The sequence below is a fragment of the Methylobacterium sp. J-118 genome (genome assembly GCF_057836565.1).
Genome location: NZ_JBYQFA010000001.1, coordinates 4,783,249 through 4,800,173, shown reverse-complemented (window position 1 = coordinate 4,800,173; position 16,925 = coordinate 4,783,249). Strand labels below are relative to the sequence as shown.

General features: G+C 64.9%; 16 protein-coding genes. 11 read left to right on the top strand and 5 right to left on the bottom strand.

Going from position 1 to position 16,925, the window contains the following annotated elements; genetic code table 11:
• The first annotated feature begins 163 nt into the window (after window positions 1–163).
• The 7 genes from AC3IF3_RS23500 to AC3IF3_RS23470 all read left to right on the top strand — a co-directional run bounded on the left by AC3IF3_RS23500 (window position 164) and on the right by AC3IF3_RS23470 (window position 8,153).
• Window positions 164–1,405 (top strand): MFS transporter, encoded by a 1,242-nt coding sequence (locus AC3IF3_RS23500; protein ID WP_489218463.1) that lies wholly within the window; start codon window positions 164–166, stop codon window positions 1,403–1,405.
• Window positions 1,406–1,448: 43 nt separating this feature from the next.
• Entirely contained in the window at window positions 1,449–2,276 is an 828-nt protein-coding gene (locus tag AC3IF3_RS23495; RefSeq protein ID WP_489218462.1) for an EamA family transporter, read from the top strand.
• Between the two features lie 74 nt (window positions 2,277–2,350).
• On the top strand, window positions 2,351–2,776 hold the full coding sequence (locus tag AC3IF3_RS23490; protein ID WP_489230514.1) for a GFA family protein: 426 nt from the start codon (window positions 2,351–2,353) through the stop codon (window positions 2,774–2,776).
• 397 nt (window positions 2,777–3,173) lie between these two features.
• Window positions 3,174–3,683 carry a TspO/MBR family protein gene (locus tag AC3IF3_RS23485; protein WP_489230513.1) on the top strand — a complete coding sequence of 170 codons (510 nt, stop codon included), beginning with the start codon at window positions 3,174–3,176 and terminating at the stop codon, window positions 3,681–3,683.
• Between the two features lie 174 nt (window positions 3,684–3,857).
• The gene (locus AC3IF3_RS23480; protein WP_489220400.1) at window positions 3,858–4,886 is read left to right on the top strand and encodes an IS110 family RNA-guided transposase; all 1,029 of its coding nucleotides are present in this window, start codon (window positions 3,858–3,860) and stop codon (window positions 4,884–4,886) included.
• 649 nt (window positions 4,887–5,535) lie between these two features.
• Window positions 5,536–7,755 carry a TonB-dependent siderophore receptor gene (locus tag AC3IF3_RS23475; protein ID WP_489230512.1) on the top strand — a complete coding sequence of 740 codons (2,220 nt, stop codon included), beginning with the start codon at window positions 5,536–5,538 and terminating at the stop codon, window positions 7,753–7,755.
• 116 nt (window positions 7,756–7,871) lie between these two features.
• Entirely contained in the window at window positions 7,872–8,153 is a 282-nt protein-coding gene (locus tag AC3IF3_RS23470) for a hypothetical protein (protein ID WP_489218458.1), read from the top strand.
• Between the two features lie 294 nt (window positions 8,154–8,447).
• Here AC3IF3_RS23470 and AC3IF3_RS23465 read toward each other — a convergent pair whose 3' ends face one another.
• A complete protein-coding gene (locus tag AC3IF3_RS23465; RefSeq protein ID WP_489218457.1) occupies window positions 8,448–9,122 on the bottom strand; it encodes a Crp/Fnr family transcriptional regulator in 675 nt (224 codons plus the stop codon).
• Between the two features lie 186 nt (window positions 9,123–9,308).
• Between AC3IF3_RS23465 and AC3IF3_RS23460 the strand changes: the two genes are divergently transcribed.
• From AC3IF3_RS23460 to AC3IF3_RS23450, 3 genes are read left to right on the top strand one after another with little or no spacing between them, the layout of a single operon-like run.
• Window positions 9,309–10,109, top strand: coding sequence for a pentapeptide repeat-containing protein (locus AC3IF3_RS23460; protein WP_489218455.1), 801 nt, complete (start codon window positions 9,309–9,311; stop codon window positions 10,107–10,109).
• Between the two features lie 44 nt (window positions 10,110–10,153).
• Window positions 10,154–10,543 (top strand): thioredoxin family protein, encoded by a 390-nt coding sequence (locus AC3IF3_RS23455; RefSeq protein ID WP_489218454.1) that lies wholly within the window; start codon window positions 10,154–10,156, stop codon window positions 10,541–10,543.
• Between the two features lie 6 nt (window positions 10,544–10,549).
• Complete coding sequence (locus AC3IF3_RS23450; RefSeq protein ID WP_489230511.1) at window positions 10,550–11,269, top strand: cytochrome c biogenesis CcdA family protein; 720 nt, start codon at window positions 10,550–10,552, stop codon at window positions 11,267–11,269.
• Window positions 11,270–11,367: 98 nt separating this feature from the next.
• Here the strand turns inward: AC3IF3_RS23450 and AC3IF3_RS23445 are convergent, their stop codons facing one another.
• The 3 genes from AC3IF3_RS23445 to AC3IF3_RS23435 all read right to left on the bottom strand — a co-directional run bounded on the left by AC3IF3_RS23445 (window position 11,368) and on the right by AC3IF3_RS23435 (window position 14,483).
• Window positions 11,368–13,476: an ATP-binding protein gene (locus AC3IF3_RS23445; RefSeq protein WP_489230510.1), complete on the bottom strand. Its 2,109-nt coding sequence runs from the start codon at window positions 13,474–13,476 to the stop codon at window positions 11,368–11,370.
• Entirely contained in the window at window positions 13,463–13,669 is a 207-nt protein-coding gene (locus AC3IF3_RS23440; protein WP_489230509.1) for a type II toxin-antitoxin system ParD family antitoxin, read from the bottom strand. Before AC3IF3_RS23440 ends, AC3IF3_RS23445 begins: the two co-directional genes overlap by 14 nt.
• 568 nt (window positions 13,670–14,237) lie before the next feature.
• Window positions 14,238–14,483 (bottom strand): hypothetical protein, encoded by a 246-nt coding sequence (locus AC3IF3_RS23435; protein ID WP_489230508.1) that lies wholly within the window; start codon window positions 14,481–14,483, stop codon window positions 14,238–14,240.
• 281 nt (window positions 14,484–14,764) lie between these two features.
• Between AC3IF3_RS23435 and AC3IF3_RS23430 the strand changes: the two genes are divergently transcribed.
• Window positions 14,765–15,262, top strand: coding sequence for a PAS domain-containing protein (locus AC3IF3_RS23430; protein WP_243969422.1), 498 nt, complete (start codon window positions 14,765–14,767; stop codon window positions 15,260–15,262).
• Window positions 15,263–15,331: 69 nt separating this feature from the next.
• Here the strand turns inward: AC3IF3_RS23430 and AC3IF3_RS23425 are convergent, their stop codons facing one another.
• Window positions 15,332–16,909, bottom strand: a complete 1,578-nt coding sequence (locus tag AC3IF3_RS23425) for an FAD-dependent oxidoreductase (protein ID WP_489230507.1) — start codon at window positions 16,907–16,909, stop codon at window positions 15,332–15,334.
• Between the last annotated feature and the right edge of the window lie 16 nt (window positions 16,910–16,925).

Here is a 16,925-nt window from a genome sequence, read left to right as displayed (position 1 = left end):
CACAACGGTTTAAGGCGCTCGTTCGTCGCTAAGCCGCAACTGATGTGAACCTAGGGCCAGCTAACCCATCAGGTCACATTTCCTCACGCGAGCGTCAGCATTAGTCGTTTGCCGGCTTCGGCAAAGGGCGGCATCGTACGACGAGGGCGGCGTAGGAAGCGGGATGACGATTGCACCACAGCTTACCTCGTCTCAGGCTGTTGCCCCGTCGCAGGACGCGTCACGGACCCTGGTAGCGACCGGCATCAACCACGCCCTGCACGACGGTTATACGGACCTGATCTACGTGCTTCTACCGGTCCTGCAGGAGGAGTTCGGGCTTGGCTATGTCGCCCTCGGACTGCTGCGCACCCTCTACAGCGGGACGATGGCCGCGCTGCAGATCCCGGCGAGCCATCTCAGGCAGATCCTCGGTGCTCGCCTCGTGCTGGTGCTCGGCACCTTGCTCAGCGCGGTCGGCTACACAGTTGCGGGGGCGTCGGGCGGCTTGCTCGGCTTGTGTATCGGTCTAGCGCTGGGCGGAGCGGGCAGCAGCACACAGCATCCACTAGCATCAGCGGTGATCTCCCGGGCCTACGGACGGAGCGCACGGGGGCCACTCGGCACCTATAACTTCACAGGCGATCTGGGGAAGGCGTCGCTGCCGCCCCTCGTCGGCCTGCTGCTGACGCTTTTGAGCTGGCGCATGGCTTTGTGGGTCGTCGCCGGAATGGGCGTCGTGGTCGCTCTTGGTGTGAGCCTACTGCTTCCGCGAGATCCCGCCTCACAAGGAGAGCCGCAGGGCAAAGCCACGTCGACAGCCCAGCCACATCACGCGGGGGGCGGTCGGGCCGGCTTCTGGTTGCTCGTCGCCATCGGTACCCTCGACAACGCCGCCCGCCCGGCCTTCCTGCTCTACCTGCCGTTCCTGCTGCAGGAGAAGGGCGCGGCGCTGACCACCGTGGGGCTGGCGCTCTCTCTGGTGTTCATCGGCGGCGCGCTCGGCAAGGCCGTGTGCGGCCGGCTCGGGGAGCGCCTCGGCGTGACCCGGACCGTGCTGCTGACCGAGGTCGGGACCGCGGCGGCGATCCTGGCCGTGATCGCGCTTCCGCTCGCTCCCGCGCTGATCCTGCTGCCACTGCTCGGCGTGATGCTGAACGGCACCTCGTCAGTCCTGTACGGCACGGTGCCGGAACTGGCCCCGGGTGGACGGGTCGAGCGGGCCTTTGCCGTGTTCTACACCTGCACCCTGGGCGGCAGCGCGCTCTCGATCCCTCTGCTCTACGGCCGACTCGGGGACGCCGTCGGGCCGAGCTGGGCGGCAGTCGCTGGGGCCGTGACCGCACTGACCGTCGTCCCAATCATGCTCGCCCTATCACCGCACCTCGCTATGAGAGCGGCCGCTCAGCAACCTCTGCCTCGCTGATCGAAGCTCTCCAGCGCCGCGCCACCAATCCCGAGCCAGTTCCATGAGCCCGTTCGTCCTAGCCTGCGTGATGTGCGCCGCGATCCTGCATGCCGGATGGAACGCTGTGCTGCGCGGCGGTGGCGACCGGCTGTGGTCGATGACGCTGATGATGATCGCAGTCGCCTGCGTGACCGCAGTCGCGGCGGTGTTCGTGCCATGGCCCAACGCAGCGAGTTGGCCCTACGTGATCACCTCGGCCATCATCCACACCGGCTACAACCTGTCCCTCGTCCGAACCTACCGCGTCGGTGACCTCGGGCAGACGTACCCGATCTCACGCGGATCCTCACCCATGCTGGTCGCTCTCGGCGCGCTGATCTTCGCGCACGAGGCCATCGACATCGTCTCCGCCATCGGCATCGCTCTGGTGTCCGCGGGGATCGTCTCGCTCGCCTTCCAGGGCAAGGGGCTCCGAGCCGACTTCCTTCCCGCTGCCCTGACCACGGGGGTTCTGATCGGGGCGTACACCGTCGTGGATGGGATCGGCGTCCGGCTGGCCGGAAGCAGCGTGGCCTATACGAACAGCATGTTCCTGCTGTGGAGCATAACGATGCCGCCGATCTACTTCCTGATGCGGGGGAGACCACCGGCCTACACCAGGGCGCAGACCGGGATGGCGCTGACGGGCGGTCTCGTCTCGCTCCTCGCCTACGGCATCGTCATCTGGGCCATGCAGTACGACGCGATGGGCGTGGTGTCCGCGCTGCGTGAGACCAGCGTGGTCTACGCAGCCATCATCGGGCGCGTGTTCCTCAAGGAGACGCTGACCGCGCGACGGTTCGCATCCTGCGCCGCAATCGCCGCAGGGGCAGCGTGCCTGGCTGCCTAGTCGATTTGCTCACGGCAACTGCACGGTTTTGAGGGAGCGGCAGGGGGCCAACTAGAATAGGAGGCGCGGGCGACATGGTGGATGAGGCGAATGTTCGGACTGGCCGGTGCCATTGCGGAGCAGTGCATTTCGAGGTGACGCTCAGCGACGGCTTCAAGTCGATCCGTCGGTGCAACTGCTCGTACTGCCGGATGCGCGGCGCCGTGGTCGCCATGGCGGAGGCAGGTGGGATCGAGATCCTGCAGGGTGCAAAGGCTCTCACGAGCTACCGGTTTCATACCGGGGCGGCCCAGCACTTCTTCTGCTCCCGCTGCGGGATCTACACGCATCACCAACGACGATCCAACACCGATCTATATGCCGTGAACGTGGCTTGCCTGGACGGGGTGAGCCCGTTCGACTTCTCGGAAGTGACTATCACGGATGGCGTCAATCACCCGAACGATACCGGGACCTCAGCGCGTCAGGCCGGCACGCTGCGCTTCATCCCGACGGACTGATGATTTCGGACGGCGGCTCAGTCCTGCTATCACGTTCAAGCTGACCTGAAACCGCTGATCATCGGCCGGAAGGCCATATCATCACGGCTCGCCAGACCTTGTGCACAATCTGACCTCGGCTCATTCCAATCTTACGCCTATGAGCAGATGGCCAGATATTCCCACGATTCAATCGTAAGTTATTGTCCACGAAGTTGCCGCGAAGCGGACCTTCCGAGGGTCTGTAAAGAGTCGAAAGCGGACGGGGACGGTGTTCTGGAAAAGGTACGCCTTTCTCAGACTGGCGCTTGCGACCGCTCTCAACCCAAATAAATCACCACCGCTGAATTCCCGCCCCCTGGGCCGATGTCCCCTGCCGCGCCACATCAACGGCTGAGATCGAGAGAGAAGTATCATCGTGGCAATTCAAGCACGAACGGGAGGCCTGTCCCCGACCCAGGCCGCGGTACTTGCGATCGGCGCCGTCACGGCGGCGCTTTTGATCGGACGGCGCGCGAGCCCGACGCCTGAACACCCTCGAACGCAGCGTTGGTATCGGCGTCTCGACAAGCCGGACTACACGCCGCCGTCCCTTGTCTATCCTATCGCTTGGACCGGCATCCAGGCGTCGCTCGCCTATGGCGGCTACCGGCTGCTGCGTGCCGAGGGGTCGTCCGAGCGAACGACAGCCTTGGCGTTTTGGGCTGCGAACCAAGTCGGCATCGCGGGCTGGAGTGAAGTGTTCTTCGGTCATCGCTCGACGGGATGGGGCGCCGTCGCCTCGGCCGCGCTTGGCGCAAGTGCGGTGGGCTACGTGGCTGCGGCCAGTCAGGCCGATAAGACCGCCGGTCAGCTCGGCATCCCGCTGGTCGCGTGGGTGTCATTCGCGACGCTGCTCGCCGAGGAGATCTGGCGGAAAAACGATTAAGCCGTATTCCGTATGTGCGTGTTACGCGAATGACCGGTCGCGGATAGCGTCGGACCTCGACCATGCGTCCGGAAGCAGATGGGGTGGATGGCTCCCGCTCCAACTGACGGCATCTCGGTGCCAAGATGTGGTTGCTGTCGACGCAGCAGCCACGCAGATGCAGGAGCCATCCCCATGGAGATCACCACTGTCGGCATCGATCTGGCCAAGAGCATCTTTCAGGTCCACGCCGTCAATGCAGCCGGGCAAGTCGTCGTTCGCAAGTCGCTGAGGCGGGCGCAGGTCGTGCCGTTCTTCGCCAAGCTGTCGCGATGCCTGGTCGGCATGGAGGCGTGCGGCACGTCCCACCACTGGGCCCGGGAACTGATGAAGCTCGGCCATGACGTGCGGCTGATGCCGCCCGCTTACGTGAAGCCGTATGTGAAGCGCGGTAAAACCGATGCGAACGACGCCGCTGCCATCTGCGAGGCGGTGACGCGTCCGAGCATGCGGTTCGTGCCGGTGAAGTCGACCGAGCAGCAGGCGGCGCTGGCGCTGCACCGGACGCGCGACCTGCTGGTCAAGCAACGCACGCAGTTGGTGAACATGATCCGCGGCCTGCTCGCCGAGTTCGGGATCGAGATGGCGCGGGGCCTGCGGCACGCGCTCGAACTAGCGGCCCGGCTCTCGGCCGGAGACGCGGCCGAGGTGCCACCACTGGCGCAACGCGTGGTGACCGGGCTGGCCGATCAGATCGGCGCCGTGCAGATCCAGCTCACCCGCCTGGAAAAGGAGTTGCTCGCCTGGCATCGGGACAGCGACCTGTCGCAGCGCCTGGCGACGATCCCCGGTGTCGGTATCGTCTCGGCGACGGCGCTGGCCGCCTCAGTGAGCGAGCCCGAGCGCTTCCGCTCCGGTCGGCAGTTCGCCGCCTCGTTGGGACTAACCCCGCTGCAGAACTGCAGCGGCGGCAAGGAGCGCCTGGGTCGGATCTCGCGCATGGGCGACCGCTACCTGCGCCGCCTGCTCGTCGTCGGCATGACCTCCCTGATCCGGCGTGCGAAGGCGACACCGACCTCGGTCGACCCGCGGCTGCCGGCCCTTCTCCAGCGTAAGCCGGTGCGCGTCGTGACCGTTGCGGCCGCCAATCGCACCGCGCGGGTCGCCTGGGCGATCATGACCCGCGGCGGCACCTACCGCGCACCAGCGGCCACGGCCGCCTGACAAGCACGGCAAAGAGACTTTTTATAGGTTGCGAGGACGATGAGAGTTGATGGCGAACCGGTCAGACCGGGAGCCGGGACACCCCGCCGAATGTCCAGGGCGTCATAGCCCGCGAAGCAGAGTGGGACCCAGCTCGCGGATACCATCAGGGCCAGCAGTCAACATGAACGACTGCACCGACAGGCCGGACACAAGACTGCATCCGACCAACGCGCCAGAAGCTCAATTCGCCACTTGCAATGCGGGAGTCATCCACACAGGACGTTCTGCAAGCGACCCGACCCGGCCGTACAGGCCACGCGTCGGCGCTACCCGTAAGCGGTCATTCCTCAGACACCCGGCAGCTTCGGCTCTGAGTGGAAAGCGAGAGTTGACGTAACGTTTGGAAGCCGACCTTCGACTCCGCCCTGGGCTCAGTCGTTCGGGGTGATGCAGTTGGCATTTTTAGGATCACCCACGGTCGAACACTATTTGGGGCAACTCGCTCTCACGCAGGACCAGATGGTGCTCGATAAGCTTCAGCTTAGAATTTCTTCAGATTTGAACCGTTGTAAGTGTGTGAAATACAACACGTTTTCGGCTTGATCAACGATCCGTGAACAGTGTTTACACGGGCATTGTGCCGCTCCGGTGCGCGTCAGCGTGATCCATGTCCTACCGCTCTCTACTCCTCGCCGTTCTTCTGGCCACCACCACCCTTTCCGGGGCTGCGACGGCGCAGGACGGAACCGTCCAGCTCAACGAACTCTCGGTTGAAGCAGCAGGACCCGGCAGCTCAGCTCCCGGACCGGTGGGCTCCGGTGGGGTCAACCTCAGCGGCGGCGACGGCGGCACGGCCGCCACTAGTGGCGGCGGCGGCGGCCCATCCGGCATAGCCGGCTACACAGCCCGCGTGACGACTGCGGGAACGAAGACCAACACGCCCATCATCGAGACACCACAAGCGATCTCCGTCGTCACCCGCGAGCAGCTCAACGACCGCAACGTCCAGACCCTGAGCGATGCGATCAACTACGTCCCCGGCGCCATCTCGGCCCGGTCGGGCTTCGACCCGCGGTTCGATCAGATCTTCATCCGCGGCTTCGACGTGCTGACCAATCAGGGCACCTATCGCGACGGCCTGCGCGTGATCGGCAGCGGGTTTATCTTCCCGCGCATCGAGCCCTATGGCGCGGAGGCCGTGACCATCCTGCGCGGGCCGTCCGCCGGCCTCTACGGCCTCGGCTCGCCCGGCGGCATCCTCGACATCACCAGCAAGCGCCCCGTCTTTGTGTCGTTCGGCGAGATCCAGTTCCAGGCCGGCAGCTTTGACCGCTTCCAGGGCAACTTCGACGTCGGCGGCCCGATCGAGGGGTCGGGTGGAACCATGGCCTACCGGCTGACTGGCCTACGCCGCGAGGCGGGCACCTTCATCGGTCTCGGCACCAACGACGACCGGTTCAACATCGCGCCCGCCTTCACCTGGAAACCCGACGCGGCTACGACGTTCACGTTCCTAAGCGAGTTCCAGACGACCAACACTCCGGCCACGACGTTCTACTACAACTACCCGGGTTTCCGGGCGAGCCCGTACTACATGGGCGATCCGGCCTTCGCCGGTCTCAACCAGACGCAGTATCGTGTCGGCTACGCCTTCGAGCATTTCATCACACCCGATTTGGTCTTCCGCCAGAACTTCCGGCACTATGGCGTCTTTCTCAGTGGAAAGTACGTCGACATCAACGGCATTAACGACGCAAACACGATCGGCACGCGCGACACCGGCTACATCCGCGAGGGCTTGGTGCAGCAGACGCTGGACAACCAATTGGAGGCGCGCTTCGCCACAGGCCCGGTCGCCCACACCATGGTCGGGGGCGTCGACTACGCTCGGTACAGCCTGAGCCAACGCCTCGGCTTTGGCCTAGCCCCAGACCTGAACCTCATCACGCGGAACTACGGCCAGCAGTTTATCGCGACCCCGACCCTCGGGTCTGCCGCGCGCCAGACCCAGGAGCAGATCGGCGTCTATTTGCAGGATCAGGCCAAGTTCGGCGACTTCATCCTGACCTTGAACGGCCGCCACGATTGGGTCTTCCAGAACAATTTCGCCACCCCCGACAGCGCGGTCTCAAGTCAGAACAACAGCGCGTTCACGGGCCGGGTCGGACTGGGTTACGTCCTGGCGCCAGGCCTCGTTCCCTACGCCAGCTACGCCACGACCTTCACCCCGCAGGTGGGCCTCGACCGGAACGGACAAGCGTTTAAGCCGGCTACCGGTGATCAGATCGAGGCCGGCGTGAAGTACCTGATCCCCGGCACCAACATCCAAACCGCGTTTGCCGGCTTCGACATCACCCAGTCGAACATCCTGATCCCCGACGCGTCCTCCCTCGCGTTCCAGACTGCCGGCGGGGCCGTGCGCTCGAAGGGCTTCGAGGCCGAGGCGACCGCCAACCTCGCCCCGGGCACGAACTTGACCATCGCCTACACGCACGTCGATATCCGGTTCGTAAACTCGGTCTCGTTCACTGGCCAGTCGCTCACCGGGAATCTCGTATCGGGCATCCCCCAGGATACCTACGCGTCGTTCCTGACCTATGCGTTCCCGCCGTCCTCAGCCCTGCGCGGTCTTCAGATCGGTGGCGGCATCCGCTACATCGGTTCAAGCTACGCAGATGACCAGAACACGGTGCGCAATACCGCTGTCACGCTGTACGACGCTTTGGTGGCCTACGATTTCGCGGCGCTCGACCCGAAGTACAAGGGCTTCCGCGCGCAGCTTAATGGCTACAACATCTTCGACCGGAACTACCAGACTTGCTCGTTCGGGTTCTGCAATCGTAATCAGCCGGCGACGGTCATTGGCAGCCTGATCTACCGGTGGTGAGAGGCCTCGCCTCCAGCGGCTGAGTATGCGAGCACTGAGCCGTTACACCAGCACGACGACCGTGGCGCGCTGCATGGCAGGCTGCGGCTGAGACGACACGGGCGTGAGAGGATGCCGTGCACGAGATCGATCTGACACCGACTTACCAGGACACCCTTCGTCTTGCGCAGCTCCGGAAGCAGGCGAAGGGCCTCGGGCTAAAGTTGTCGAAGTCGCGCTGGCATCAGCCTTATGTTCCGAACCGCGGCGGCCTGATTCTCCTCGATAGCCGGGACGATGTCGTCGCAGGGGACGGCTACAGCCTCAATCTGGCGGCGGCCGAGAGGATCTTGTCCATTATGGCCAATCAAATGCCATCTTCGATGCCGCGATCAATGGAACGTATGGGGTCGGCATAGAAGGCTTTGCTCAATAGGCATCCCACTGCCGGTAAGCAGACCTCTCCGAGGTCCTAGAAGGGTCAGAAGCGGGCCCAGCGGCTATATCCGCTTCGATGCATCCGCCGCCCTGAAGCAGACTGGCTGAAAACCACCCTGAGCAGCCATCCCGCTTCCGACCCATGGCAGCCGTCCCGACGGCCCTCGCCGCTACCTGAAAGCGGCCATTCGTCGGCAGTCTGGCAACTTCGGCTCGGGGTGGGGAGCGAACTTTAGAGCCCTTTGCCCTAAAGCGGACGCTGCGCGCGCCGCAGTTCACCGCCTACCGGCGGTAGCCAAGCTCGCCCGTTCTACAATCTCGACTGCGCCGCGACGCAGCTCGATCAAGCCTGCCTCGGCCCATTGCGCCAGGATGCGGCTCACCACCTCGCGCACGCTGCCAATGTCGTCGGCGAGCTTCTGATGGGTCACGGCAACGACACCGCGCGGATCGGCTTCAGCCAGGAGCCGTTGGGCGAGGCGCTGCTTCAGCGGGGCGAACGCCACCTCGTCGATGAGCGTGAACAGGCCAGACATCAGCCGCGTGTAATCGTCCATGACGAAGCTGCGAAACGTGGCGCTATCCCCCATCAGGTGCTGGAACGTGCTCACTGGCAGAGCTGCAAGCTCAGTCCGCTCCTCGGCCACGCTCTGGGCCGGGAAGGTGCCGCCGGACAGGAGGCATTGCGTGGTCAGGGCGCAGGTACCGCCAGGGCCGACCTTGTAGATCAGCACCTCACGCCCGCCTTCGGACATGCGGAAGATGCGCGTGCGCCCCTCCAGGCACATCAGGTAGTTGGCGCATTCACCATCCAGCTCGTAGGCCGTGGCGCCGGCCTCCAGCACCGGGAACTGCACGGTGCCCCGGGCGAGCTGCAGGTGCGCCGGGCTGAGCGCCTGGAGAAGTGGAAATCGGTCGACCCAATGCTCGACCTTATGCGCGTCCATCATGACCGGCGTCGCCCTCTCAGCCGTGACGACAGGCTGATCATCCGGCTCGCGTTGCGTTTTTCTCCCGCCGCGCCGGACTTGTGTGACCTGGGTCACCGACCGGGTGCAGCAGCTCAGCATAGCATCGCGGCACAATGAAAACGATACGGGCGCCGGCCCTGCACGGCACCCGATGGGAGTGACCCGATGCGCCGCCTCGCCCTGAGCTTCATGCTGGCTACACTCGCTGCCGGCCCGGCCGCCGCCGAACAGGATCTGCTCCTCGGCGCCAACATGTCCTCGCCTGCGATGACCCAGGCCGAGATGAGCCGCGCCGACGTCGAGGCGATGATCAAGGCCGCGGACGGCAGGCCGATCGACCTGCACGACAAGGCCCTGTCCGGCCTCGACCTGTCCGGGTTGAACCTCCGGGGCGCCAACCTGCGGACCGCGCGCCTGAACAAGACTAACCTGCGCGGCGCCGACCTCAGCGGTGCCAACCTCGAACAGGCGTGGTTCCTGAAGGCCGACCTGTCCGGCGCCAAGCTCGCGGAAACGAAGATGTTCGGCATCACCGCCCGGGACGCCAACCTCAGCGGTGCCGACCTCAGCCGGTCGATGCCGATCGGCGACTTCAAGGGCGCCAACATGAGCGGCGCGACGCTCGTAGACTTGAAAGGCGGCGCCGACATCAAGAACCAGTCCATGGGCCTGATGCGGGCGGTGTTCACCTCGGTGAACCTTGCGGGCGCGAACCTGAAGGGGGCCAACCTCGGGCGGTCGCGCCTGGAATACGCCAACCTCAAGGATGCCGACCTCACCGACGTGGTGCTGATGGGCTCGGATTTGTCCGGGGCGAACCTGACTGGGGCCACGGTAGCGGGCGCGGACTTCAAGAACGTCGACGTCAGCGGCGCCCGGCTGATCGACCTCAAAGGCCAGGACAGCGCCAAGGACTGGTCAGCCCGCGTGAACGTCGACCGCGCCATCACCCAGGCGTCGAACTAACCCTCGTTCCCCCGCCTCGCATCCGCTCACGGAGATCCGCGCTCATGACCACCCGCCGCATCCTGCTCGCCGCCTTCGCCGTCGCCCCCATGCTGTTCGGCACCGCCGCCATCGCCGCCGAGATGACCTACACGCCCGCCGCGTTCGAGGCCGCCCAGAAGGCGGGCAAGCCGATCCTGGTGCACATCACCGCCCCGTGGTGCACCACCTGCGCGGCGCAGAAGCCGATCCTCGCCGAGCTGGAGGCCGATCCGAAGTTCAAGGACCTGCAGGTGTTCGACGTCGACTTCGATAGCCGCAAGGACGTCGTGAAACAGTTCGGCGCGACGATGCAGAGCACCCTCATCACCTACAAGGGCGACAAGGAGACCGGGCGCTCGGCCGGCGAGACCAAGCCCGAGGCGATCTCGTTGCTCCTCGATAAGGCGATCTGAGCCGTCATGGTCACGAGCCTGAGCCTCGCCTTCCTTGCCGGCATCCTCTCAGTGCTGTCCCCCTGCGTGCTGCCATTGCTGCCGCTGGTGCTGGGCGCGGCGGCCTCGGAGCATAGGTTCGGTCCGGCGGTGCTCGCTGCCGGGCTCGCTCTTTCCTTCGTGGTCATCGGGCTGTTCGTGGCGGCCGTGGGGTTCGCCATCGGTCTCGACGCCGGCATCTTCCGAACCGGCGCGGCCATCATGCTCATCCTGATCGGGCTGGTCCTGATGGTCCCGGCGGCGCAGACGCGGCTGGCCGTGGCCGCGGGTCCGATGAGCAACTGGACGGAGAACAGGTTCGGCGGCTTCTCCACCGCCGGCCTGCTCGGCCAGTTCGGCGTTGGGGTGCTGCTCGGGGCGGTGTGGAGCCCTTGCGTCGGACCAACCCTCGGGGCGGCTTCACTGCTCGCCTCCCAGGGACGCGACCTCGGCACCGTCGCGTTGACCATGCTGCTGTTCGGCCTCGGCGCGGCACTGCCACTGCTCCTGCTCGGCACGCTCTCACGCGAGGTGCTGATGCGTTGGCGCAATCGGATGATGGGCCTGGGCAAGGGGCTGAAGGCCGCCCTCGGCTTGGTTCTGGTAGCCACGGGTCTGATGATCGCCACGGGCTACGACAAGGCCGCGGAGACCGCGCTGGTCAACGTCTCTCCGGATTGGCTCACCGGCCTGACCACTCGCCTGTGAAGCGGCTCTTCCCAGGGCCTGCTATCGGTGGTCAGCGGAAGTTCGACAATCGTTCAACAAATGTCCGGAACACGGACACAGCAGACAATTACGGTACTCTACACGCCCATGATGCGCTTGCGGCGTTGCCACGCCGCGACCTTGCTCAGAAGACGCGACAGGTTCTCGATCGAGTAGGGTTTGGGCAGTAGCTCGAACCCGTAGGTGCCGTTCTGCGCGAGCACGTGGCTGTAGCCCGAGGCCAGCAGGACCGGCAGATCAGGGTGCTGACGGCGGATCTCGTGGGCGAGGTCGATCCCGGTCATGCCTGGCATCACCACGTCCGTGAACACCACGTCGAACCGGTCGGCACCCTGTCGTAACTCGGCCAGCGCCTCCTCGGCGATCGTTGCCAGCACGGTCACGTAACCAAGTTCCCGCAGGCTCTGAACCGCGAAGGTGCCCACCTCCGCGTTGTCCTCCACCACGAGCACGCAGGTGCCGTGACCGTCCATCGGGACCTCGGGTTCGAAGGCGACCGTTACCTGTCCCATCGTCTCGACGCTCGGCAAATACAGGGTGAACGTAGTGCCCTTGCCCACCACACTCGTGACCGCGACCTCGCCACCGGATTGCTTGGCGAAGCCGAACACCTGCGACAGGCCAAGCCCTGTGCCCTGTCCCACGCCCTTGGTCGTGAAGAACGGCTCGAAGATGTGGTCCAAGCGTTCCTCAGGGATGCCGGAGCCGGTGTCGATGATGGACACGGCGATGAATGCCCCAACCACCGCCGCGTGCGCTCGGACGGCTGGCATCTGATCGACGGCCTCGATCCGGATCGTCAGTTGCCCTGCGCCGTTCATCGAGTCGCGTGCATTCACGACCATGTTCACCAGCGCGGTGTCGAACTGGCTGTGGTCGGCATTTATGAAGCGGGGATCGGCCGGAAGCTGCGTAATGATGCGGATACGTGAGCCGGTGAGCGTGCCCATCATGTCGCTGATCGCCCGGACGCTCTCGGCAGCGTCGAACACCTCGGGCTTGAGGGCCTGCCGCCGGGCAAAGGCGAGAAGCTGACCTGTGAGCTTGGCAGCGCGGTCAACCGTATCGGAAATTGCCGCGACGTAACGAAGACGGCGCTCCTCGGCGAGATCGGGGCGCTTGAGCAGGTCGGTAGACGACTTGATGACGGTGAGCAAATTGTTGAAGTCGTGCGCAACGCCGCCGGTCAGTTGGCCGATCGCTTCAAGTTTCTGTGACTGACGTAGGGCTTCCTCCGCCAGCATGAGTTCCTTGGTGCGCTCGGCCACCCGTTGTTCGAGGGTCTCGTTGAGTTCGCGCAACGCAACCGTCGCGCGGTTCTGTACGGTGACATCGTAACCGCCAGCGAAGATGCCGGTGACCACGCCGTCATCGTTGCGGATCGGCTGGTACAGAAGATCGATGAAGCGGTCTTCGTCCTCGCCGCCGAGGCGGATCGGGATACCACTGGCTAAGAACGGCTCGCCCGTCGAGTAGACTCCATCAAGCAACTCGAAGAAGCCCTGTCCCACGAGGTCTGGGAACACGTCTCGCACCTCGCGACCGAGGAAGCTGCGCGGACCCGCTATCGTCACGTAGGCTTCGTTGACGTAGTCGTAGACGTGGGTGGGACCGTTCAGGATCGCGATGAAGCCGGGCATCTGCCTGAAGACTTGCCGCTGCCGCTCGTCCCGCTCGCGCAGCCTTCGCTCGGCGTTAACTTGCGACGTAACATCCATGGCGTTGACGAACACGCCTGCGACCGCGCCGCCCTCGCCGCGCACGGGCGCAAAGCTGTAGAACCAGTAGGTCTCCTCCATGCGCCCATGGCGCCTCATCAGCAGCCGTTGCCGGTCTGTTGCGAACCCTTGCCCTGTCTCGATGACACGTTCGAGTTGGGGTTCGAGCACGGGCCAGATCTCGGACCAGACCTCGCGAAGCGGTTGGCCTAGCGCCTGCGGATGGCGCTCGGCGAGAGCGGGAGCGTAGGCGTCGTTGTAGATTAAGACGAACTCAGAGCCCCAGTAGAGGGCACTGACGATCGACGAGTTTAGGCAGACTGACAGGGTGGAGCGCAGGGACTGCGGCCACGATGACGGTTCGCCAAGTGGTGTAGCCGCCCAGTCGTGGACGCGGATGCGCGCACCCATCTCACCACCCTCGCTGAGGAAGTCGAGGCTACCCGACATCGGATCAGGCACGGTCATGAGGAGGAGGAGTCTGCTGCGCCATCGCTTGCCGGGAGGTCGGAGTGTTACCCATCTCGGCTCGCTCAAACTCGCGTAGAGCGGCCCGCACGACCTCGCTGACGCTGCTGTAGCGGCCAGTGGCTACACACCCTTGCAGGAACGCCCGGAGTTCCGGGGGCACGGAGATGGTGATGGTTTCGCGCAGAGCCATGCTTAGCCCTAGCATCGCCTTACAGTGTCTTACAGTTACATATGTTTGATCTGGTTGCGGTCATTATGCCGTCCGCTTCATCGCAGGAGCAGACATTAGACGATGCCTAAGCCATGTCCGAGTGGGGTCGTGAACGGGCGCGGCGGCACGTCCGCTTCATCGCTACGCCGACTAGAAGCGGACCGGCAGGAAACCACCCAACCCAGCCATTCGGAAGCGCCTACTCACGCGACTGAACCTGGCCGATAGCCGCCGGTCCGCTTCGGAGCAGATCCGCCGAAAAAGCGGACGGCCTCCTACCGACCCAACCCAGCCGCTAGGACCGGCGCCGGCGCGTCCCTAAAGCAGCCGTTCTTCAGCCCTCCGGCAACTTCAGCTCGGGGTGGGAGGCAATAATTGGCGCGGCGCTCAAAAGCATACGGTCGACGCCGAGCGCAGTCGCGCCGCCGTTCCCGGCTGCTGGGGTGAAGGCGGTCGCTACGGGCCAGAACGCGCGACCGATCCGCTGATCTGTTCTTCTACGGGCTGGCGGTGATCGCGGCAGACAAGATGCACGGGGTAATTGCCATCACGCTGTGGGCTCTTGGAAGTTCATTGCTTCCACTGCCCGCATGAAACGTTCGCGAGCACCCAGATCGACCCGGACAAGGTAGTCCTGAACAAGCGTGAGCAACATCAGGGCCTCGCGATCCAATATCAATGGACCGTAGAAATCAGATACTGGCCTGCCGAGGGCGTCGGCTATCCGGCGTAGGTTCCGTGTTGGCGTCTCGTCGCCGTCCATGGCGACTTGGGCTCTGACATCGTCGCCCATGCTCGCTTCCTCTGGCTTCTCCAGCCCCTCCGCGCTCCCCGGATGAGCTGCCTGGGCTACTACTATCGCAATGCCCATCGTCAGAATACAACCATAAAATGAAAGCTTTGTCATTTCGGTGACCCCAGAGTACGGTTTAATCTGGTCTGGCTGCCTGGATACGAGACAACACGATGAATCGGCGGTTTGATCGTTCAGTAGCCACGTCCGGGGGGGTTAGTGGGTCGCACGAGCGCCTATATGATGCCCTCGAAGCCTCATGCGTGGTCGGAACATGGGACTTGGATCATGTCCGTCAGGTCATCGTCTACGACGCCGGTGCGGCACAGCTGCTGACCGGCGACCCGGATCTCGCCGAGAAAGAGCTCACTGGGTTGATCTCCCTGGCGGCCGTGCATCCTGCCGATCATGCTTGGCTGATCGAGCATGTTGGAGAGGTGACCCGGGCGGGTGGCCTGTTCCTGGTCGAGTACCGTGTCATAGCCGAGGACGGAACCGTGCGCTGGCTCCTCAGCCGCGGGCGCACCTATTTGTCCGGAACTGGGCACCCCTTGCGCACGTGCGGGATCCTGATCGACATCACCGAGATGCACGATGGGGACGAGCGCTACGTCGTTAGCAATTTGGGTCCAAGCGATAACCCGCTGGAGCAAGCGACCGATCTGGCCCTGGCTCTTAAAAAGACGCTCGGCCCCGACGCGCCCGCTGGGGTCCGGGCGGCGACGGACCTGCTGTTGATCAACCTGGGGCAGGCGCTCGCCCGGGTCGGACGTCACTGAGCGACTGCCAACAGCTGACCCAACTCGGTCGTCCTGCATCTGCCCGTACGTTCCCATAAGCGGACACCTTTAGCGGGCCGGCGTGTCATGACGTTTCGCGAACCACCGGTCCCGATACTCCCGGACCCGCCCAGCCGCGCCGTCCAGCGGGCCAATCCACCCGGCATAGCCATCCGGCCGCGCCAATACGGCGCTGCCCTTACCCCCGAACACCACCTCGAACCGCCCCGCATCGTCAGCGGCCGGGACAAGCTGGACGACGGGGCCGTCGGTCCCCGCCAGATCAACAGGGCATTGTCCCGCGTTTGGCAGAGCGAGTACGAAGGTGGGATGTGACGGGTCGAGAGCCCGGTGCAGATGCGTCTGCACCCACGCCCCATCCTTCCGCTGCTGGACGGGTAGGTCCGGCATCCGGTCACCGGCACGTAGGGCGCCGGGGTGCCCGTCATTCTCTGAGAGGGGGCTATCGCGGTAGCCGACGGTGAGCTGCGCCAGCGTGGCGGTGGCGCTCGCTTGGACCAAGTCCACGCTTACGATCCAGGACCCGAGATGGTTGAACAGGGTGCGCACGAGTGGGTTCTCGGTGCCGATCGTCGTGGTCAGGCTGTCGGTGCGCGATAGGACGCTGCGCATCACCGGCAGCCGGTCGGCCTCGTAGGTATCGAGCAGGTCGGCAGGCGCCTCTTTTCGCATGACCAGGGCGAGCTTCCAGCACAGGTTGATCATGTCCTGGATGCCGGTGTTCATCCCCTGCGCGCCGGCCGGAGAGTGGATGTGTGCGGCGTCCCCTCCGAGGAACAGACGCCCGATCCTGAGGCGGGGCACCATCCGGCTGTTGATGCGGAACCATGAGCTCCAGGTGAGGTCGTGGAACCGGGCCGGAATGGGGGAGCGCTGGTCGTAGATCGCCTGCAACTCGTCGCGTGAGGGCGCAGTGTCCTTCGAGGGCGCGCTCAGGGGATTCGAGGCGATCAGCCGGAAGTGATCGCCGCCCATCGGGAACAGGCCCATGAAGCCGTGCTCGGACGAGAAGATGTGGAAGTCCGTGTCAGCTAGCGCGCCGTCGATCTTGAGGTCGCCGAGCGCGTAGTCCTCCGTGCGGGTATGCCCCTCGAAGGGCAGGTCGAGGGTGGTGCGCACGAGGCTGTGCGCCCCTTCCGCCGCGATGATCCAGGGCGCGGCGACCCGCTCAAGGCCGCGGCCGGGGCGTTCGAGGACGGCGTGGACGGGGGCGATATCGTGCGCGTGCACGTCCTGCTGAATGCCGACGATTTCCGTCCTCCATTCCGGCGCAACGCCGTGGCGGGCGCAAGCCTCGCGCAAAACCCGCTCGGTCTCTGCCTGGGACACGAACAGGATGTACGGATAGCGGCTCTCGACATGCGCGAAGTCGAGGTGGAAGACCCTCTTGCCGCCGCCGTAGACACTGCCGTAGCGGCCCGGATTGCCGAGGTGGACCAGCTCGTCGGCGAGCCCGCGTTGATCCAGGAGTTCGAGAGTCCGCGCCTGGACGCCGATCGCGCGGGAAGTGGTAGCTGGCGCCTCCCGCTTGTCGATGAGGCGCACCGGGACGCCAAGGCGTGCGAGTTCGAGGGCGGCGGTCAGGCCGGTCGGGCCAGCGCCGACGATCAGGACGGGGTTGGACATGGCACCTCCTTCTGCC